17 protein-coding genes and 1 tRNA gene are annotated in these 18701 nt (G+C 62.4%); 12 read left to right on the plus strand and 6 right to left on the minus strand.

Going from position 1 to position 18701, the window contains the following annotated elements; genetic code table 11:
- The first annotated feature begins 5 nt into the window (after window positions 1-5).
- The 6 genes from QKE52_RS04080 to QKE52_RS04105 all read left to right on the plus strand — a co-directional run bounded on the left by QKE52_RS04080 (window position 6) and on the right by QKE52_RS04105 (window position 3359).
- Window positions 6-1124: a TadA family conjugal transfer-associated ATPase gene (locus tag QKE52_RS04080; RefSeq protein ID WP_293775358.1), complete on the plus strand. Its 1119-nt coding sequence runs from the start codon at window positions 6-8 to the stop codon at window positions 1122-1124.
- Complete coding sequence (locus QKE52_RS04085) at window positions 1121-1870, plus strand: type II secretion system F family protein (protein WP_102234627.1); 750 nt, start codon at window positions 1121-1123, stop codon at window positions 1868-1870. The genes QKE52_RS04080 and QKE52_RS04085 overlap by 4 nt, the downstream gene beginning before the upstream one ends.
- Window positions 1870-2427: a type II secretion system F family protein gene (locus QKE52_RS04090; RefSeq protein WP_293775359.1), complete on the plus strand. Its 558-nt coding sequence runs from the start codon at window positions 1870-1872 to the stop codon at window positions 2425-2427. Before QKE52_RS04085 ends, QKE52_RS04090 begins: the two co-directional genes overlap by 1 nt.
- Before the next feature lie 79 nt (window positions 2428-2506).
- The gene (locus tag QKE52_RS04095; RefSeq protein WP_046647874.1) at window positions 2507-2695 is read left to right on the plus strand and encodes a DUF4244 domain-containing protein; all 189 of its coding nucleotides are present in this window, start codon (window positions 2507-2509) and stop codon (window positions 2693-2695) included.
- Window positions 2695-3018, plus strand: a complete 324-nt coding sequence (locus QKE52_RS04100; protein ID WP_070511219.1) for a hypothetical protein — start codon at window positions 2695-2697, stop codon at window positions 3016-3018. The genes QKE52_RS04095 and QKE52_RS04100 overlap by 1 nt, the downstream gene beginning before the upstream one ends.
- On the plus strand, window positions 3015-3359 hold the full coding sequence (locus QKE52_RS04105) for an Rv3654c family TadE-like protein (protein WP_070511221.1): 345 nt from the start codon (window positions 3015-3017) through the stop codon (window positions 3357-3359). The genes QKE52_RS04100 and QKE52_RS04105 overlap by 4 nt, the downstream gene beginning before the upstream one ends.
- On the opposite strand, the gene QKE52_RS04110 is transcribed toward QKE52_RS04105, so the two are convergent.
- Window positions 3356-5728: a DEAD/DEAH box helicase gene (locus QKE52_RS04110; RefSeq protein WP_293775356.1), complete on the minus strand. Its 2373-nt coding sequence runs from the start codon at window positions 5726-5728 to the stop codon at window positions 3356-3358. The two genes, QKE52_RS04105 and QKE52_RS04110, sit on opposite strands and share 4 nt — an antisense overlap.
- 91 nt (window positions 5729-5819) lie before the next feature.
- Between QKE52_RS04110 and QKE52_RS04115 the strand changes: the two genes are divergently transcribed.
- Window positions 5820-6023 carry a cold-shock protein gene (locus QKE52_RS04115; protein WP_010189920.1) on the plus strand — a complete coding sequence of 68 codons (204 nt, stop codon included), beginning with the start codon at window positions 5820-5822 and terminating at the stop codon, window positions 6021-6023.
- Here QKE52_RS04115 and QKE52_RS04120 read toward each other — a convergent pair.
- Window positions 6020-6649 carry a DedA family protein gene (locus QKE52_RS04120; protein ID WP_070516381.1) on the minus strand — a complete coding sequence of 210 codons (630 nt, stop codon included), beginning with the start codon at window positions 6647-6649 and terminating at the stop codon, window positions 6020-6022. The genes QKE52_RS04115 and QKE52_RS04120 overlap by 4 nt on opposite strands.
- A gap of 165 nt (window positions 6650-6814) precedes the next feature.
- On the opposite strand from QKE52_RS04120, the gene topA reads away from it, so the two are divergent.
- Window positions 6815-9745 (plus strand): type I DNA topoisomerase, encoded by a 2931-nt coding sequence (gene topA, locus QKE52_RS04125; RefSeq protein WP_347948216.1) that lies wholly within the window; start codon window positions 6815-6817, stop codon window positions 9743-9745.
- A gap of 544 nt (window positions 9746-10289) precedes the next feature.
- Here the strand turns inward: topA and QKE52_RS04130 are convergent.
- Together QKE52_RS04130 and QKE52_RS04135 are read right to left on the minus strand one after the other, a co-directional pair.
- Window positions 10290-11663, minus strand: coding sequence for a DUF418 domain-containing protein (locus tag QKE52_RS04130; protein WP_347948217.1), 1374 nt, complete (start codon window positions 11661-11663; stop codon window positions 10290-10292).
- A gap of 33 nt (window positions 11664-11696) precedes the next feature.
- Window positions 11697-13229, minus strand: coding sequence for an adenylate/guanylate cyclase domain-containing protein (locus QKE52_RS04135; RefSeq protein ID WP_347948218.1), 1533 nt, complete (start codon window positions 13227-13229; stop codon window positions 11697-11699).
- On the opposite strand from QKE52_RS04135, the gene QKE52_RS04140 reads away from it, so the two are divergent.
- The 3 genes from QKE52_RS04140 (at window position 13228) to QKE52_RS04150 (ending at window position 15362) form a co-directional block, all read left to right on the plus strand.
- Window positions 13228-14475: a DNA polymerase III subunit delta' gene (locus tag QKE52_RS04140; protein WP_083312694.1), complete on the plus strand. Its 1248-nt coding sequence runs from the start codon at window positions 13228-13230 to the stop codon at window positions 14473-14475. The genes QKE52_RS04135 and QKE52_RS04140 overlap by 2 nt on opposite strands.
- Before the next feature lie 102 nt (window positions 14476-14577).
- Window positions 14578-14653, plus strand: a tRNA-Thr gene (locus QKE52_RS04145).
- 193 nt (window positions 14654-14846) lie between these two features.
- Window positions 14847-15362 (plus strand): ClbS/DfsB family four-helix bundle protein, encoded by a 516-nt coding sequence (locus tag QKE52_RS04150; RefSeq protein WP_034969882.1) that lies wholly within the window; start codon window positions 14847-14849, stop codon window positions 15360-15362.
- Here QKE52_RS04150 and QKE52_RS04155 read toward each other — a convergent pair.
- Window positions 15331-15738 (minus strand): hypothetical protein, encoded by a 408-nt coding sequence (locus tag QKE52_RS04155; protein ID WP_049157908.1) that lies wholly within the window; start codon window positions 15736-15738, stop codon window positions 15331-15333. The genes QKE52_RS04150 and QKE52_RS04155 overlap by 32 nt on opposite strands.
- 111 nt (window positions 15739-15849) lie before the next feature.
- Here QKE52_RS04155 and QKE52_RS04160 point away from each other — a divergent pair.
- Window positions 15850-17042 (plus strand): IS3 family transposase gene (locus tag QKE52_RS04160; RefSeq protein ID WP_143336241.1). Its coding sequence is split into 2 segments (ribosomal slippage): window positions 15850-16129 and window positions 16129-17042, totalling 1194 coding nucleotides; the frame shifts between segments, so codons are not numbered across the junction.
- A 125-nt stretch (window positions 17043-17167) separates the two neighbouring features.
- Here QKE52_RS04160 and QKE52_RS04165 read toward each other — a convergent pair.
- Window positions 17168-18406, minus strand: coding sequence for an MFS transporter (locus tag QKE52_RS04165; protein WP_347948219.1), 1239 nt, complete (start codon window positions 18404-18406; stop codon window positions 17168-17170).
- Window positions 18407-18701 lie beyond the last annotated feature (295 nt).

The following is an 18701-nucleotide window of genomic DNA, read 5'->3' on the forward strand; positions in this document are numbered from 1 at the left end:
ATACGATGCGCACCATCGTGGCCTCCGAGCCGCAGCTTGCCCACGATGCTCCGGCCTTGGCGCGGCGTATTCGTCAGGAAGCCGGCGTCATCAGCGATGTTGATGTGCTTGACCTCCTGCAGCGTCTGCGCCACGATTCCGTGGGGCTGGGGCTGCTGGAACCAGTGTTGTCGCTGCCAGGCCTTACCGATGTCGTTGTCAACGGCCCCGATTCCTGCTTCGTTGATTGCGGGCAGGGCCTGCAGCCGCGTGACATCGGCTTTAGCGATGATGCCGAGGTGCGCCAGCTTGCTACACGGCTGGCTGCGGTGGCGGGCGTGCGGCTTGATGACGCGCAGCCTTTTGCCGATGGGCGCCTGACCCGCCCCGATGGCACGAGAATCCGGCTCCACGCGCTACTTGCTCCTCCTTCGGCAAGTGGAACCTGCATCAGCCTCCGCGTGCTGCGCCAGGCGCAAACCAGCCTGGGGGAGTTGGTGGCCAATGGGAGCATTGACGCCAGCCTGGAGCATGTCTTGCGTGCCGTGGTTAACCAGCGGGCATCCTTCCTGGTCACTGGTGGGACTGGCTCCGGCAAGACGACGTTGCTCGCCGCCTTGCTGGGGTGCGTGCCCGCCACCGAGCGCTTGCTTATCATCGAGGACACCCCGGAGCTTTCGCCCAATCACCCGCACGTGGTGACCTTGGTCTCGCGCCGGGCTAATGCGGAAGGACGCGGCGAGATATCCATGTCGCTCCTGCTCCGCCAAGCGCTACGCATGCGCCCGGACCGCATCGTCGTCGGGGAGATCCGCGGCGCGGAGGTCGTGGAGTTGTTGGCTGCGCTCAACACCGGGCACGATGGTGGTGCGGGCACCGTGCACGCAAACTCTGTTGATGAAGTGCCCGCCCGGATGGAGGCACTCGCCGCTCTCGGCGGGCTCGACCGCGTAGCGCTGCATTCGCAGCTTGCGGCCGCAGTGCACGTGGTCCTCGGGATGGAGCGCACACCGCAGGGGCGTCGGCTAGCGCACCTCGGCGTGCTGGAGGGAAACCCGGTTACACCGCAGCTGGTGTGGACGGTCGAAGACGGCCCCCTTCCTGGGTTTGCGCAGCTGTGCTCGCGGCTGGGGGTGGAACCATGATGTGGCTATTCCTTGCAGCGGCGTGTTTGCTCTCACAGCCTGCTTCGGTGACGCGGCTGGAATCGCCGAAGCCTCGCTCGCTGGCACCCGGGGCGCTCTTCCTCGGGGTCGGGTGCTGTGTCTTCTTCGGAAGGCCGACGGTTGTGGTGGCGGCCGGCTGCATCCTGGCCTGTGCGTTGTGGTTTGCCAACGACCTTGCGGCTTCCCGGCGCGAGCGCCGCGGCGCTGAAGCGCTCGCCTCCTACTTTGGCTCTGTTGCGGCCGAACTGCGGGCGGGATCGACGACGGCGGGCGCGCTTCGCCGGGGCGCCGACGCTCTTCCAGACTCCACCCCGGAGAATCTCCGTGCCGTGTTGAGCACGGCAGCGGGCCTCGCGGCGCAGGGCGGGGAACCCGCAGTCGCTCTCACCGCGCCGGAGGTTAGGCGCTACGCGGCGTTGCTCACGCTCTCCGGACGCCATGGCGTGGCCTTGGCGAGCCTCATTGAGCAGGCCCAAAGCCAGCTGGATACCGCGCGCCGCCATGCCGGTGAGACCGCGGCCTCCTTGCAAGGGCCACAGGCCACCGCGGTCATCCTGGCGTGCTTGCCGCTGGCGGGCATCCTCATGGGCGGGGCGATGGGCGCGGATTCTTTGGGGCTTTTGCTTGGCGGTGGTCTCGGTGGCCTGCTTCTCGACGTCGGCGTGGCACTCGTGTGCGCCGGATTCATCTGGTCGCGCTTGATATTGCGGAAGGCAGCGCAGTGATGGTCGTGACGTATTTATCCGCTGCCTTGCTGGCTGCAGCACTCGCTATTACTGCTGCTGCGCCAGCCGGGAGGATAGCCCAGTCAGGGTCGCGCACACCGCGCCCGAAGACGCCGCGCGATGGCCCAGCGGCAGAATACGGCCCGCTCGATGCTGCGAGTGACCTGGAGCTCTTCGCCGCGTGCCTAGAGGCCGGTCTCTCCACGCGCAGTGCCGTGCTAGCTGTCGCTGAAGCTTCGCCACGGTGGTCGGAGGCAGCGGCGCTCATCGGGGTGGGGGTTCCTATGAGTACCGCGTGGTCGGCGCTGGCCAGTCAGCCGCATTTGGAAGAACTTGTGCGACTGACGCAGCTGTCCGGCGAATCGGGTGCGGCCATGGCGACTGGGTGTCACCGTTTGGTGGCGCAGCTGCGTGCCGAAGCCTCGGCACAAGCTACCGCGCGGGCGGAACGCGCTGGCGTGTTCATCGCAGCACCGCTGGCGGTGTGCTTCCTTCCCGCATTCCTAGTCCTTGGGTTGATACCTGTCCTCATCAGCTTGGGGCAGCAACTCTTCTAAATCAGCACATACAACTAACCACTCACCAACTCAGTACACATAACTGACACAAACAAGGGAAAAGAAAGCTAGGTACATCATGCAGAAAAAGGTAAACTACCAGTCACTATTAGGAAATGATGATGGTATGTCCACGATTGAATATGCCATGGGTAGTTTGGCCGCGGCAGCGCTTGCCGCGGTCCTCTATGCCGTGGTCAATGGTGGCGAAGTTACCAGCGCCATCACGTCCATCATCACCGACGCCCTGTCCAACTCCCCAGGCTAATGCGCGCGCTTGATGACGCCGGCTCCGTCACCATCGAGGCGGCATTGTCGCTGTCCGCGCTCGTCATCGTTGCCGCGGGAATCGTGGGTGGCATCGCCACGTTGTCGGCCCACCTCGCTGCCGTTGACGCCGCGGGTGCTGCAGCTCGCTCTGCCGCCATCGGGGTGGACTATCACCGCGATGGAGTGACAGTCAGCTTAAGCGAAAGCTCCGGTCTCATCACTGCTGAGGCCGCTGTGCCGGCACCCTTAGGGACCATGCGCGCGCAGGCGGTGTTTCCCGCGGAGATGGGTTCCGGTGGGGACGCGAAGGCGCGGCCATGAGGCGTCGTCAGCGCAGATGGGCGAGACTCCTAGCGGGTGAGGACGGCTATGCCACCGTTGTTACCGTCGGGATCATCGCCGCAGTCGCGTCGCTGCTGCTCGCGGTGGCGGCAGTCGGCTCGGTTGTGGTGGCGCGGCACGAAGCGCAGGTAGCGGCGGACCTCGCCGCGGTCTCGGGGGCGTGGGAGGTGGCCAAAGGCAGGGACGCCTGCACGAAGGCTGAGGAGGTTGCCGCGCTAAACGGCGCGAATCTCGACTCTTGCGTCATCGATGATCGCGATGTTGAGGTCACCGCCCGGCTGCGGGGGCGCACCGCTATTGCCCGCGCTGGTCCGGTCTAAGAGGTCATGGTGACCAGCGCGCCGAGGAGGGCTATAGCGCCTGCCTTGTCCAGGGGGTTGTTGCCGTTGCCGCATTTGGGGGATTGCACGCACGACGGGCAACCGGACTCGCAAGGGCAGGAGCGCACGGCCTCAAAGGTGGCTTTAATCCACTCGGGGAAGCAGCGGAAACCTTCCTCGGCGAAGCCGGCGCCGCCGGGGTGGCCGTCGTAGACGAAGACCGTGGGCAAGCCCGTATCGGCGTGCTGCGCGGTGGACACGCCACCGATATCCCAGCGGTCGCAGGTGGCAATGAGCGGCAACAGCCCAATGGCGGCGTGCTCTGCCGCATGGAGGGTGCCCGGGGTGCGCCCGGCGGTGACTCCCATCGCTGCGAGTGCCAGCGGATCGATGGTGTAGGCCACCGCTCGGGTCACCAGGCGCTGCTCCGGCAGGTCAAGGGGGATATCCTCGCCCACGGAGCCATCGGGAAGCCGTACCTGGTAGCCGGTGACTTTGTCGGTCACCTCGACCTCCAGGCTGGCCACCCACAGGCCGGGGGCGTAGTTCACCAGGTCATCGGCTTCGCGCAGGATGCGGATGTCCGTCGTGGACTTCGGCTGCGTGGTGTAGTCCGGCGTCTTCGGTACGGCGAGTGCCACTCCCGGTTCGGCGGGAGCTGCGCCACCAGCGCCGCCGAGGTGAAGTTCCTCGATGACGAAGCTCTCACCACGGTGCAGGTACACCGCGCCGGGATGCACCTGGCTCACCGCGCGGGCTGAATCGATGGTGCCGAGCAGGCGGCCGTCGGAGGAATCCACAATCATGACCTCCTCGCCCGAGCCACCCCGCAGCGAGACGGCCGTGTGAGCGGTCTCCGGGGTGAGCTCGCTGGAGCCAGCCGGCAGGGGAGCGGCGAACCAGCCCTGCGGGCGCCGGCGCAGCAAGCCTTGCTGGGCTAGGTCGTGGACCACGGATTCGGCGCGGAAGGCGGCTACGTCGGCATCAGACAACGGTTTCTCCACCGCCGCGCAGTACACGTGCCCGGCCAGGATGTAGGGGTTAGCTGGGTTGAACACGCTGGCCTCCACCGGCCGGCCTAACAGCGCTTCCGGGTGGTGGACCAGGTAGGTGTCCATCGGTTCATCGCGGGCCACCAGCACCACCAGCGAGCCCTGGCCGCGGCGGCCCGCGCGTCCGGCCTGCTGCCAAAAACTAGCGACGGTACCTGGGAACCCGGCGGTGACCACGGCATCCAACCCGCCGACGTCGATGCCCAGCTCCAAAGCAGACGTGGTGGCCACGCCGAGCAGGGAGCCATCATCCAGCGCCTGCTCCAGCGCGCGGCGGTCCTCGGCCAGATACCCCGCGCGGTAGGCGGCAATCCGGCGCGCAAAATCCGGCCGGCCCAGCCTCCCGGAGAGCTCTTCTGCTGCCCGCAGCGCGGTGGTCTCTGCCGCGCGCCGCGAGCGCACAAAGGTCAAGGTCCGCGCGCCCTGCGCCACGAGCGCGGCCATCATCCAGGCCGCCTCCGTCGTGGCGGCGCGGCGCACAGGAGCACCGTTCTGCCCTTCGATGCCTTCCATGAAGCCCGGTTCCCACAGCGCGACCGTCCGCGCGCCCGTCGGCGCGCCATCCTCGGTTACAGGGAGAAACTCGCGCCCCGTCAGCCGTGCGGCATGCCGGGCGGGATCCCGCATGGTCGCCGAAGCCGCAATCACCACCGGCCGCGAACCGTAGTGTGCGCACAGCCGCAGCAAACGCCGCACCACGAGTGCTACGTTCGCCCCGAAAACCCCGCGGTAGGCATGCGCCTCATCAATCACGATGAACTTCAAGTGCCGCAGCACCCGCGCCCACCGCTGGTGTGCGCCCAGCAGAGAAGAATGAATCATGTCCGGGTTGGAGAAGATAAACCGCGCCTGATCTCGGATACCGGCGCGCGCCTCTGTGGGGGTATCGCCGTCGTAGGGGGCGGGGTGGACGTCGTGAAGCGCGGCGATATTCTGCGTGAGCTCGAGCACCGTGCGCAGCTGGTCCGAACCCAGCGCCTTCGTCGGCGTGATGTAGAGCGCGCACGCGGTCGGGTCCTCCGCCAGGCGGGACAGGATGGGCAGACGATAACCCAGGGACTTTCCGGAACTCGTGCCGGTGGAGACCACCACATCGCGCCCCTCCCACGCGGCCTGTGCCACGGCGACCTGGTGGGCATAGAGCTTGGCGACGCCTTGCTCCTCCAACGCCGACCGCAACTCCGGCAGCATCCACTCTGGCCACTCGGCATAGCTCGCTGGCTGGGCGGGCAGGGTAGTGGAGTGTGTTAGCTCGGACTCGGGGAAACGCTCAACGAGGTGCTCGACGAGCTCCTCACCCAGAGGGTTCTCACTCACGCTTGCCTCCACTAATCTGCTGCAGGTGTCCAAACGTGGCACACTAGTGCACTAGTTTGCACTACTTTATTTCCGCAAAGGACAACTCATCATGGCATACGGTACCGTCAAGTTCTTCAACGCCGAAAAAGGCTACGGCTTCATTGAGCAGGAGGACGGCTCCGGCGACATCTTCGTGCACTACACCGAAATCCAAGGAACCGGCTTCCGCACCCTCGAAGATAACCAGCGCGTCTCCTTTGAGATTGGGGAAGACGCTAAAGGCCAGCAGGCCACCAACGTCGAGGTGGTTTAGGGGGATTCGGCATAGCCGCGCCGGGTATCCCACCACTCCAGCAGCTTATTCTGTCCCTTCTGCAGGCCGTAGCCGATGATGACGGCGGCGATGATGGAAATGAGCATGGCTATTGCCGGCGAGCCGGAGAAGGCCACGCCGCCGAGATAACCAATGGCTAGAGCCTGTGCCACCCACAGCAGGACGCCGATGGTGTCGAAGAAGAAAAACAGTACCCACGGGTAGCGCATGGAACCCAGCAGAATCGTCATGAAGAGCCGGGCTGAGGGGATGAAACGCGCAATGATGATGGCCGCGCCGCCGCTGCGCCGAATGTTGCGCTTGACCCACGTCAAGGCGTCATAAGCCTTCGTGCCTTTTTGGGCTCTATTAATAAGGGCAATGAGCCGGGTTCCTAGGAGGAAGCACAAGTTATCCCCCAAAATGGCGGCAACCATGGCGACGAAAAACATGGTGGGGAGGTGGGGGAATCCTTGGGAACCAGACCAGGCGCCCACCATGTTGAGGGGAACCTCTGAAGGCAAAACGGGGAAGAAGCAGTCGAGGAAAATCAGCGAGCCCACCAGCGGATAAATCCACTGGGTGGCCATGATGACCTCGAACCATGCAGTAATAGACGCAATCACGCTGTCTCCCGGTTGTGTACTGTGAGGCGAATCCTCGGACGGCCAGTATAGACCCCCGGTTGTGTGGACGTGTACTGGCCTGAATAACTAGAGTGAACCTCTATCTGTGTACTCTAGGGGCAATTGCCCAGCAGAGGACTAGCCATCGGAAGGGATGAAGTCGAAGTGGCAGAAGCTACCGGCCCGGGGAAGACCCTGGTCATCGTCGAGTCAGCAACCAAGGCGAAGAAGATTCAGCCTTACCTCGGCGATAAGTACATTGTTGAGGCCTCCGTCGGCCACATCCGGGACCTTCCCCGCGGCGCTGCCGACGTCCCCGCCAAATATAAGAAGGAATCCTGGGCGCGCCTCGGTGTTAACCCGGAGGATAACTTCACCCCGCTCTACGTCATCAGCCAGGACAAGAAGAAGAAGGTCGCTGACCTCAAGGCCAAGCTGAAGCAGTGCGATCAGCTCTACCTCGCAACAGACCCCGACCGCGAGGGCGAGGCCATTGCCTGGCACCTGCTGGAAGTACTCAAGCCCAAGGTGCCGGTGCGCCGCATGGTCTTCAACGAGATCACCAAGTCCGCCATCCTGGAGGCCGCGGAAAACACCCGTGAGCTCGATGAAAACCTCATCGACGCCCAGGAAACCCGCCGCATCCTGGACCGCCTCTACGGCTACGAGGTTTCCCCGGTGCTGTGGAAGAAGGTCATGCCGCGGCTATCGGCTGGCCGCGTGCAGTCCGTGGCCACCCGCGTCATCGTCGAGCGCGAGCGCGAGCGCATGGCGTTCATCCCCGCCGAGTACTGGGATCTCACGGCAACGCTGAAATCCACGCCGGACTTCGACGCGCGCCTGAGCGCCCTCGACGGCAAGCGCGTGGCCGCGGGCCGCGACTTCAACGATAGGGGTCAGCTGAAGAGCGACGAGGTGGTCGTCGTCAAGCAGGCCCAGGCGGAGGAGCTGGCCAGCGCGCTGGAGGGCTCCACCATGACCGTGGCCAGCGTTGAGCACAAGCCCTATTCGCGCAAGCCTTCCGCGCCGTTTATGACCTCGACCCTGCAGCAGGAGGCGGGTCGGCGCCTGCACTACACCTCGGAGCGCACGATGCGCATTGCGCAGCGCCTCTACGAGAACGGTCACATTACCTATATGCGTACCGACTCGACCTCCCTGTCCAAGCAGGGCCTGGACGCGGCACGTGAGGCGGCGACGTCCATTTTCGGCGCCGAGTTTGTGGCCGACGGGCCGCGCACTTACGACCGTAAGGTGAAGAACTCCCAGGAGGCCCACGAGGCCATCCGTCCCGCCGGTGAGCGTTTTGCCACCCCGGGCCAGCTGGCCGGGCAGCTCGACGCCGAGGAGTACAAGCTCTACGAGCTGATTTGGAAGCGCACCGTCGCCTCCCAGATGGCCGATGCCAAGGGAACCTCGATGAAGGTGACTGCGACCGTCAACGCCGGCGGCCACGACGCCGACTTCTCCGCCACCGGCCGCACGATTACCTTCCCGGGCTTCCTCAAGGCCTACGAGGACGTGGCGGCGAAGGGGTCGAAGGAAGAGTCGCGCCTGCCGCACCTCAACGAGGGCGACACGCTGACAACGTCCGCGGTTACTGCCGACGGCCACTCCACCAACCCGCCGGCGCGCTACACCGAGGCCAGCTTGGTTAAGAAGATGGAAGATTTGGGCATTGGGCGCCCGTCGACGTACGCCTCCATCATCAAGACCATCCAGGACCGCGGCTACGTGCTCTCCCGCGGCAACGCGCTGGTGCCCTCGTGGGTTGCCTTCGCGGTGGTGGGCCTGCTGGAGAATAACTTCACCGAGCTGGTGGACTATGACTTCACCTCCTCCATGGAGGATGAGCTCGATGCCATTGCGGCCGGCTCGGAGAACGGCACGGATTGGCTGAATAACTTCTACTTCGGAAACACGGAGGCCGGCGAGCGGAAGGCCGCATCCATTGCCCGTCACGGCGGCCTGAAGTCCCTGGTGGACATCAACCTGGAGGCCATCGATGCCCGCCAGGTCAACTCGCTGCGTCTCTACACCGACGCGGAGGGCCGCGATGTTTTCGTGCGCGTGGGCCGCTACGGGCCCTACATTGAGCGCGCTGTGGGCACCAATGAGGACGGCACGGTGGAGTACCAGCGCGCTAACCTGTCCGAGACCGTGACCCCGGATGAGCTCAACGAGGCTTTGGCGGAGAAGCTCTTTGCCACCCCGCAGGGCGGCCGCGAGCTGGGCCAGAACCCGGAGAATGGCCGCACCATCGTGGCCAAGGAGGGCCGTTTCGGCCCGTACGTGACCGAGCAGGTGCGTGACGACGAGCGCGAGAAGGCCGAGGCCGAAGCCGAGGAGATCGTCAAGGAGGAGCGCGCCGCGGAGGATGCCCAGCGCGCGGCCGAGGGCAAGCGCGCGAAGAACTGGGAGACCAAGACCGCGGCGAAGCAGAAGGAAAAGCGCATTGCTGAGTACGTTGAGGAGAAGCTGAAGCCGGGCACGGCCTCGCTCTTTGCTTCGATGGAGCCGTCCAGCGTCACGCTGGAGGAAGCACTCAAGTTGTTGAGCCTGCCGCGTGAGGTGGGCGTGGACCCCTCGGACGGCGAGGTCATCACCGCGCAGAACGGCCGCTATGGCCCGTACCTGAAGAAGGGCAAGGACTCGCGTTCCTTGGCCAAGGAGGAGCAGATCTTCTCCATCACGCTGGATGAGGCGCGCCGCATCTATGCGGAGCCGAAGCGCCGTGGCCGTGCTGCCGCGCAGCCGCCGATTAAGCAGCTGGGTGATAACGACGTCTCCGGCAAGCCGATGACGGTCAAGGACGGCCGCTTTGGCCCGTACGTCACCGACGGCACGACGAATGCCTCGCTGCGCCGTGGTGACGATCCGGAGCAGCTTACCGACGCCCGCGCGAACGAGCTCCTCTCCGAGCGCCGCGCCAAGGATGCCGCAAATGGTGGGGCGAAGAAGTCGACGAAGAAGAGCACTAAGAAGTCGACTAAGAAATCGACCAAGAAGGCTACGAAAAAGTCGACCAAGAAGGCCACGAAGAAGCCTTCGCCCGGCACCAAGAACGTGGTCAAGGCCGGATCGCGCAGGAAGTAGCAGGACATGAAGACCAGCTTCGCGCGCGACATGGTGGCTCGCACTCAGGAGGGCACTGAGGCTCTCCTGCGCGCGGTGGGCCCGGCCTTTACCGGCCGCGATCACTTCACCCTCGGCGCGCTCGCTGCGGGGGAGACTGCAGTCTGGTCACGCCTGTTTAACTGGCGCACGCTCGGCACGGCCACGACGGCCGCTGTACCAGTGCTGTTGGCCCTGCGCCCAGACTGCGCACCGGCGACCCGCGTGGGGCTCATCGCCGCTTCGCTTGGCCAGGCCGCCAAGCGCGGTGAGCCAACGACGTTCGGCGTGACGTGTGTCGGCGTGCAATACGCATCCTTCGCGTGGGGGCTGCGCGGTGCGCGCAACGATGCGCTGGGCTGGGGCCTGCGTGCTGGGGCGTGGGCCGCAGGCATTGCACTGTCCCGTACCGGGGGCGAGCGCCTTGCCACGGCAGTCGCCGGAACCCCGGCGGCTGCGCTCTCCGCGCTAGCCGGTGACCCAGCCCTGCGCGCTGCTGAATCTACGCAGGGGCTGAGCCACGGCGCTAACCTGCTTCTGGCCTCTGAGGCGCTGACGGTCCTGAACCCGGCTGAGCAGCGCCGGGATGCGGGCCTGCGTGGCCGAGCCCTGGATGCGGCGCAGTCGGCGGCGCAGACGGTAGGCCTGGTGCTGCTGGTGGATGGGCTGGCGCGGAAGGCGCGGGGTTAGGCGCAGCACCTAATTCCGGGCGCATCGTCTTGCCATAGGACAAGCGGCGGTGCACCCACTCGAAGGGCCCGGGCTTTCCTGCGGCCTCGAGCGCACAGGCAATGAGAAGCGTGGCCAGCCACACGCCGGCGGCCAGCGCTGCCTGGCCTGCGGCGCTGAACTCAGGGCCAATGTTGAGGGTGAAGGGGTAAACCAGCGCCAGGAAGAACACGGACTGCAGCACGTAGCCGGTCATGGAACGCTTGCCCAGCGCAATAAGCGGCCACAGGAACCACGGGCGCGCACCGCGGCGCTGCAGCGGTTCTAGGGCAAGTGTCGCCGCCGCCACGATGCCCGGCCCAGTGAGCATACCGATGCAGCTATTCGCCGCGTTGAGGGGTTCCGCCAGTGCTGGATCCAGTACCCCAATCGTCGACAAGCCCCAGGGCAGGCCGAGGAAGAGGATGATGGCTAGGGCCAAAAGGGTCCACGCCCACAGCTCGCGCTGATGACCCCCGGCCAAGGTTCCGCGGCGCGCCCACACGAAGCCCACGAGCATGACCGGCAGGACCATGGCGCCGGTTAGGGGAATGGACATCAGTTGGGCGCCGGCCATGATGGCTTGCTCACCCAGCAGCTCCCAGTAGGACTCGGCGGCAGTAAAGCCGCTGAAATCGAATTCTGAGGTATCGATGAACGCGGCCCCAATACCCATTCCGATGCCCGACACAACCAGTAGCGCACAGAGCCCGTAGGCCACACGCATGAGGAGCTTGTCGGTGAAAGAAAGCAGTAACGCAATGAGCATGCCCATCGCGCCATAGAGGATCATGATGTCGCCGGAAAAGAGGAAAAGGCAGTGCAAGACGCCGAACAGGGCGAGAAAGCCATAGCGTTTTGCCAGCACGGCCTGTGCGCGGCGAAGCGGGAAGCCTCGCCGCCACAAGCTCATCGCAATAAGCCCCACGCCAAAGCCGAGGAGCGTGGAGAACATCGGCAGGCCGCGCACGTGGATGAACATGGCGGCAAAGACCACGTAGATCTTGTCCGCGAGCGTTTCCACGCCGCCGAAATAAACATCGGGGCCATCGCCGCTGTTCATGATCCATGCAGTGCAGACGTTTGCCAAAGCAATGCCCAGCAGGGCCATGCCGCGGGCGACGTCGGGGACGAGGAGGCGAGGACTCGAATTCTGACGTGGCGGATGGGGCTGATGTGGCTGTTGGAGCATGGCCCCGAAGCTACCAGAATCACAAAGACTTATTTATCCGAGGGCACGCTCCGCCAAGGTCGGGCGAATAGGGCGTGCCAGCTGCGTCATGCGGCGGCGCCCGCGCAGCTCAATAGACTTCATGAGCGTCCAGCGCGCTTGCTCCGCCTCGTTGGCACCGCGCAGCGTGGCGGAGTTCGTGAGCACCTGGCCGGGCGTGTCCTTGGCCAGCTCGGTGAGACGTGCGGCCTCGTTGACGGCATCACCAATGACCGTGTACTCGAAGCGGTCCGCGCCACCAATGTGGCCAGCCACCACGTGGCCCGCGGCCACGCCGATGCCTGCCTGCAGCCGCAGCCCGCGCAGCTCCTGGCGCAATTCACGGGCGGCCTGCAAGGCCATGGAGTTGGCGTCGTAGACCGTCAGCGGGGCACCGAAGACGGCCAGAGCGGCATCACCCTGGAATTTGTTGATGATGCCCTTGTTGCGGTGCACCACCTCAACGACGTGCTCGAAGAACTTGTTGAGCTCCTCCACGACCTCCTCCGGGGTGTGGTTGACGGCGAAGGTGGTGGAGCCGATGACGTCGATAAACAGCACTGCCACCTTGCGGTCCTCGCCGCCCAGCTCCGGGCGTTCCTCAAGGGCGCGCTGTGCCACCTCAGTGCCGACGTAGCGGCCGAAGATGTCGCGCACGCGCTGGCGCTCACGCAGGCCGCGCATCATCTCGTTGAAACCGGCCTGCAGAACGCCGAGCTCGGAGCCGTCGTAGATGTCCACCTGGACGTCGTTCTCGCCGCGGCGCACGCGGTTGATGGCGTCCTGCAGCTCCAGGATCGGATCCACCACGCTCATCATGGCGAACATGGTGCCGATAAGCCCCGTGCCCAGCGCCGTAATACTCAGCGCGATGATGGCGGGAATGATATCGGCGGTATCGGCGGTGAACATCCCCATCTTCTGACCAAGGTGCACCAAGATGATGCCGATGAGGGGGATACCGGAGGTCATGAGCCACGTGGACAGCAGCCGGTACTTAATCGGCGGCTCCAGTGTGGAATCCTCGAAGCGCCGGGCTACGGCCTCCGCCGCCACGGGGCGTACGAGACGCTCTGCCTGCAGGTACGTCAGGAGAACGATGAGGCCGCCGGCCAGCGCAGCGGAAACGCCCACGGCGACGGCCAGCCGTGCCGAGTGCTGGGCCGCCAATATCACCGCCAAAACAATGCCCAGCAGCCACACACCCGCGGCCACCCCGGCTTGGTAGAGCGGGATGCGCAGGACCAAGTTGCGCACCATGTTGGGGTCATGATCATCGGGGCTGCGCTGCCAGTCCAACACCGGCCGGAACAGCCGCAGGGTCACCGCGATGCCAATGATGACAGCGAAGGTCACGAATAACGTGCCATAGGTCCACAGATGGGGCGTGTGGGCGATGAAGTCGGAGATCTCCGGCATGGGCAGAAAGAAGACCACGAAGGTCATGATCGCAATGGCACCGATGATGTTGGAGCCAAGGACGAGCGCGGCGTACATCGGCCATTGAGTACCCCATAACCAGCGGGCGCCACGCATCAGTCTATTCATGATTACTCACTTTAGTTATCCCAGTAGGCTAGGGCGAGTGAATACATCAAGCGTTGCAGAAAGGCTTGCCGACGCCCCCTCCGTCGCCCACACCATCCTCAGTGCTGCCCGCGCGGCACGCGGTGAGGGCGACCCGCGGGCGATGAGCCACTCTTGGCTTTTTACCGGTCCTCCCGGTGCCGGCCGCTCGCTGGCCGCGCAATGCTTCGCCGCAGCACTCATGTGCACGTCCGCCGACGAGAACGGCAACCCCGGCTGCGGGCGCTGCCCTTCCTGTCAGAGCGTCTTGGCCAAGCAGGAGCATACCGACTTGGTCTACGTGGATCCGCAGGAGCAATTCATCACCGTGGGCGAGGCTCGCGAGGTCATCGGGCGCGCGGCCAGCCTGCCTAGCGTGGCGCCGTGGCGCGTGGTCATCTTCAACAAGGCCGACCGCCTGCGCAACGAGGCCGCCAACGCGTTGCTGAAAACCGTGGAGGAGCCCCCGGAGCGCACCGTCATCATCATGGTGGCGCCCTCGGAGGACCCGGAGGACTTCTCGGTCACGCTGCGCTCGCGCTGCCGGCACCTGTATATCCCGGCGCCGAGTGTGGAGGGCGTCGTCAAGCAGCTCGTCGCCGAAGGTGCTACCGAGGATGACGCGCGCCTGGCCGCCGTGACCACCCTGCGCCACGTGGGCCGTGCGCGGCACCTGGTCAACGACCCCGCCGCGCAGAAGCGCCGCGCCATGGCCATCAACCTGGCCGAGGATGTCTTCCACGGCTCCCAGGCCTTTCAGTCCGTCACAGCGCTGCTGAAGTTTATTGAGAAGGAAGCCAAGGACTCCCACGCGGCGGCGGAGGAGGCGGAGCGCTCCAAGATTGAGCAATCCTTCGGTGTCGGCGCTAAGGGCAAGGGCGCGACGAAGGCGCAGCGCGACGCCCGCAGTGCCCTGAAGGATATGGAGGAGCTCCACAAGAAGCGCGCTAAACGACGCATCTCCGACGGCCTCGACATCGCCCTCGTGGATCTCGCCGGTATCTACCGCGATGCGCTCATGCTGAAAGTTGGCGCTGAGGTGGAGATGACCCACCCGGACTTCGCGGGCCTAGCCGGTGAACTTGCCCAGCGCGTGAGCGAAGATGGCTTGCTGGCTGCTCAGTCCGCCATCCGCACCTGCCGCGAGCAGCTGCCGCAGAACGTCACCCCGCAGGTGGCTTTCGACGGCATGGTGGGCCGCCTGCGCCTGGCCTGTGGCGCGCGCTAACCAGCACGTGTGCTGCGTGCACACTACAGGTGATAGCCCGATTTCTTTATCAGCCCAGGCCTAGGCTAAACTCTCAGGCGGTGCATATACACACTGCATCGTGCCGCCTTAGCTCAGTCGGTAGAGCATCTCACTCGTAATGAGAAGGTCGCGAGTTCGATTCTCGCAGGCGGCTCCACTTAGACGTCGGATTTGATAAGTACCCTTTTGCGTTAGCGAGTATCGCTTAGGGGGGTGTGAAAAATCGCTTGCGTTAGCGGGTTTGGGTTTTGCGTTAGCGGGTATCTTGTTTGCCCTAGTAAAATGCGTATTCAGGGTTTAACGCGCTAACGAAGCGTTAAACCTAAGGCCGTTTCACGAGGAGGTGTGTGGTGAGATCGTATGCGTCCGGCGATGAACTAGCCGCAGAGATTACTAAGCGTGGCGAACTTTTTATCGGCGAGTTCGTAGGCGTTCCTGGCGATGGTTGGGACCGGCTGGTTGACGGTGTTGACCGCACGCCCCGGCAGATGATCGCCTACCAGCTTGGCTGGATGGAATTACTGCTCGGCTGGGAACGTGACGAACAAGCCGGTCTTGACGTGGTGACTCCGGCACCTGGTTTTAAGTGGAATCAACTGGGCGGATTGTATGAATCGTTCTACCAACGCTGGGAGCAGGTATCTACTGAGGATTTGATCGACAGGTTCAAGATCCTGCTTGGTGAGATAGTCAAAATGGTGGGCGGTCTAACCGAATCAGAATTGTTTAGTTCGGGTCAGCGTGCGTGGGCTTCTTCCACCCCGTCGGCGTGGCCGGTGTGGAAATGGGTGCATATCAACACCGTCGCGCCATTTACGACGTTTCGCACCAAAATCAGGAAGTGGAAGAAACTGGCAGCCTGCTAGCAATAGGCACGGTGATTTCAGTGCCGATTCTGAAGACGAACTGGATCTCGTTGGCTCCGATAACGGCATGGTCGATAAGCGCTGTCCACTGGGATGGTTGAAAATGCTGGATGGGCTTGTCGGCCAACTGGGTGTAGGCGGTTTTGATCGCAGTGGCCTTGGCACTCTTGGCAGCAATCTCGGCCTCGATGGCTTGTTTGCGGCCCAGGGTTTTCTGGTATCGCGCTTCTAGCTGGGTGTAGCGGGCGAGGTATTGGTCCTGGTCTTGCGCTACCCGCTGATTTTCTGCAACCAATGATTCAATCTCGCTGGCAAGAGCGCGGATTTTCTCGTCTAGGCGCTTGGACTCCGCTTCGAGCTGGTCTGTATTAAACATGGCGTCGATGACCTGTGGTAGGTGGCTTTGTCCGCGATAGGACCTGACCCCTGTTTGGTAGACACCTGATATCCAGCCCAGTTGGGTTGGGAAGAAAGGTAATCTACCACCATGCCTAGGTACTCCGAACAGTTCAAACGTGATGCTGTGGCCCTCTACGAAAACAATGAGGACCTCTCACTTCACGCGGCTTCAGCAGAGCTAGGAGTCAATCGCTCCTCACTTTATTCCTGGCTTAAGCAGTACGGCACCGGCAAGCGTGCCCGCACGAAGACCCTGCGTGACAAGGCCCAGGCGACGACTGATTCTGAACGGATCCGCCAGCTAGAAAAAGAAGTCTCTAAGCTGCGCGAAGAACGCGACATCCTGCGCAAGGCTGCTAAGTATTTTGCCGAAGAGACACGCTGGTAATCCGCTTCCAGTTTGTCTATGACCACCGAACCGAATACTCGGTCAAGCGGATGTGCCACGTGTTAAAGCTCAATCGCTCCTCGTTCTACAAATGGGTTAACACCCGCGAAAAACGCAGGTTAAAGACGTGTTCCGATGCCCTTATTGGGGCGAGAATCAAGACCATCTTCGATGATGAGCACGGGCTTTATGGTGCTAAACGCATCGCTGCAAGCCTCAACGACGATACGGACATTCCTCCGATCAACCACAAGAAGGTCGCACGCATCATGAAATCCATGGGGCTGAAAGGCTTTAGTAAACGGCGTCGATGCATCACCACCAGGCGCAAGCCTGGCCACCGAGTCATGCCAGATTTAATAAGCCGCAGATTCACAGCTGACAGGCCGAACCACGTCTACGTCGGCGACATCACCTACCTGCCGTGTAAGGGCGGCAAGAACATGTACCTAGCCACGGTCATCGACGCCTACTCGCGCAAACTCGTCGGCCATGCACTCGCTGACCACATGCGCGTATCGCTGGTTATCGAAGCTTTATCTCATGCAAGGAAAGTCCGTGGAAGCCTTAAAGGGGCAATTTTCCATTCCGATCACGGCAGTGTGTACACCTCACAGGCATTTAGGGACCACTGCGCCAAGCTTGGTGTACGCCAATCCATGGGAGCAGTGGGAACGAGTGCCGATAATGCCCTGGCAGAATCATTTAACGCCACCCTAAAGCGTGAAGTTCTGCGAGATAGGAAAGTCTTTGACAATCCCATCAGCTGCCGCCAAGAAGTCTTCCGATGGTGCATGCGCTACAACACCCGTAGACGACACTCCTGGTGCAATCTTCTAGCCCCCGATGACTACGAAGCACTCACATCAGCTACACTGACCCGAGCAGCATAGCTAACCCCCGACGTGTCTACTTTCCGGGGGTCAGGCCCCTCACCACACCGCTACCATTTCAGTCTTCTGAACACACCGGTACCAAAAACTCGCATCTGACAGTAGATTTACTACAGAATTGAATGCTATTTGTTGTCGTAGTCTTGGTCACCGGAGGCACCGTACATGGTGGTCTTCAGAATTGGCCCCAGAGTGAGGATAGAGGTGCCAAACCCTGATACGACAAGGGCCGCAGCTGGGCCGATGGCACTTACAACAGGTGCCCCGATGATGTATCCAATAAGCATTGCGGAGCTGTTAATTGAACCCATCGTAGAAAGGGCTTTGGGTTTCACTTCATCAGGTACGGATCCGACAACGATTATGCGTAGTGCGGCCACCTGAGCAGCATTGCAGACTCCGCCCAGGAGGAAACATGGGATGCAGAGCCACAATGAGGGAAATAGTCCAGGTAAAGCTATGAAACACCCCATAGCGAATCCTGCCCCGGCCAGGACTTTCCCAGCGTTCTGTGAGTGAAGGCGAGCTGAAAGCCGTGCGCCAAAGATGCGGCCCACGATAAATGCTTGGGCAATGATGGCATATAACGTACCGCTGACGTGGAGGGTCTGTGTCGCATAGAAGACAAGCGAAACGTTGAAAATCGAGGTGCAGATAATTGCTCCCCAAATGCTGGTTAACGCGGACCGAGCGCTTCTATTCTTCAGCAAAAGAGAAGGTGCTTCGAGGACCTTGTGGAGAAAACTCGGTGAAGAGTCTTTGGTTTCTGGATGAAGCAGGGGTTTCTGGGGCGAGGATTTATAAAGGAAATAAAAAGCAAGCAGCGAGACCCCAACGGCGCAGGCTTCGACGAAGAGCGCTGTCTGCAGGTTTCTTTGGTCCAGTAGTAATCCACCTAGAGGCGGGCCTAGGAATCCGCCGCCAAGTCGGGCTGTATCTAAGAGGGAGAAGGCTTTCGCCTCCTGTCCTTCGCCGACCTGAGAATCAGCGATGGTGAAAATGGATGGAATTGACAGGCCGCTTAAGCATGCGGTGACGAGGTTTCCAAGAATGAGGATCAATGGCTCTGGATAGGCCGCCATTGATAACAAGCCCAGAAGATCTAAGAAAAGTGCAGCAAGCGCAATGTGATAGCTGTTGAATTTGTTGAAGAGCGGGGTCAGAAAGGGGACTGCAAAAACTTGAGCGCAAGTACCCGAGATGAAGATGCTTGCCACCAACAGTTCGCCCTTGTTGAGTTCGGCGAAGTGGAGTGAAATCGAGAGGCTGGTCATTGACCCGCACACTGATAATAAAAAATATGTGGCGGTCAAGGTGTAGATAGATAAAAACTCTTTGCCGCCACTGTTTCTAGGGGGATGCATTTAGGCTGCAACTGTTTCGTTGCCCTGACTGCTGGACGGACCTGAACGTCCTACTGTGACTACTTCGGAAAGCGATTCGGAGATAACCATTATTTCTCCCATATGTGATGACGGTTATATTCAGCAAGATAATGATGTGTGTCTCATATCGCAAGGGTGTAGTTGGGGCAGGAAGCGATCTGCCCGATGAATTGCGGCATTACTTTGGTACACCCCTAGACCTGCCTGCCTCCACTTCAAGCGGAGGCAGGTCATGCACTGTGTATAGGAAAAAGTAGTGCTAGCGCTAGTGACC

The sequence above is a fragment of the Corynebacterium sp. c25Ua_47 genome (assembly GCF_039907205.1).
Lineage (GTDB): Bacteria > Actinomycetota > Actinomycetes > Mycobacteriales > Mycobacteriaceae > Corynebacterium > Corynebacterium hiratae.

What these genes read in the sequence shown, in the direction of transcription:
- QKE52_RS04080 (WP_293775358.1), top strand. Translation starts at nt 6, where the DNA reads ATGCGCACCATCGTGGCCTCCGAGCCGCAGCTTGCCCACGATGCTCCG.
- QKE52_RS04085 (WP_102234627.1), top strand. Translation starts at nt 1,121, where the DNA reads ATGATGTGGCTATTCCTTGCAGCGGCGTGTTTGCTCTCACAGCCTGCT.
- QKE52_RS04090 (WP_293775359.1), top strand. Translation starts at nt 1,870, where the DNA reads ATGGTCGTGACGTATTTATCCGCTGCCTTGCTGGCTGCAGCACTCGCT.
- QKE52_RS04095 (WP_046647874.1), top strand. Translation starts at nt 2,507, where the DNA reads ATGCAGAAAAAGGTAAACTACCAGTCACTATTAGGAAATGATGATGGT.
- QKE52_RS04100 (WP_070511219.1), top strand. Translation starts at nt 2,695, where the DNA reads ATGCGCGCGCTTGATGACGCCGGCTCCGTCACCATCGAGGCGGCATTG.
- QKE52_RS04105 (WP_070511221.1), top strand. Translation starts at nt 3,015, where the DNA reads ATGAGGCGTCGTCAGCGCAGATGGGCGAGACTCCTAGCGGGTGAGGAC.
- QKE52_RS04115 (WP_010189920.1), top strand. Translation starts at nt 5,820, where the DNA reads ATGGCATACGGTACCGTCAAGTTCTTCAACGCCGAAAAAGGCTACGGC.
- QKE52_RS04130 (WP_347948217.1), bottom strand. Translation starts at nt 11,663, where the DNA reads ATGCTCCAACAGCCACATCAGCCCCATCCGCCACGTCAGAATTCGAGT.
- QKE52_RS04140 (WP_083312694.1), top strand. Translation starts at nt 13,228, where the DNA reads ATGATTACTCACTTTAGTTATCCCAGTAGGCTAGGGCGAGTGAATACA.
- QKE52_RS04135 (WP_347948218.1), bottom strand. Translation starts at nt 13,229, where the DNA reads ATGAATAGACTGATGCGTGGCGCCCGCTGGTTATGGGGTACTCAATGG.
- QKE52_RS04155 (WP_049157908.1), bottom strand. Translation starts at nt 15,738, where the DNA reads ATGTTTAATACAGACCAGCTCGAAGCGGAGTCCAAGCGCCTAGACGAG.
- QKE52_RS04165 (WP_347948219.1), bottom strand. Translation starts at nt 18,406, where the DNA reads ATGCATCCCCCTAGAAACAGTGGCGGCAAAGAGTTTTTATCTATCTAC.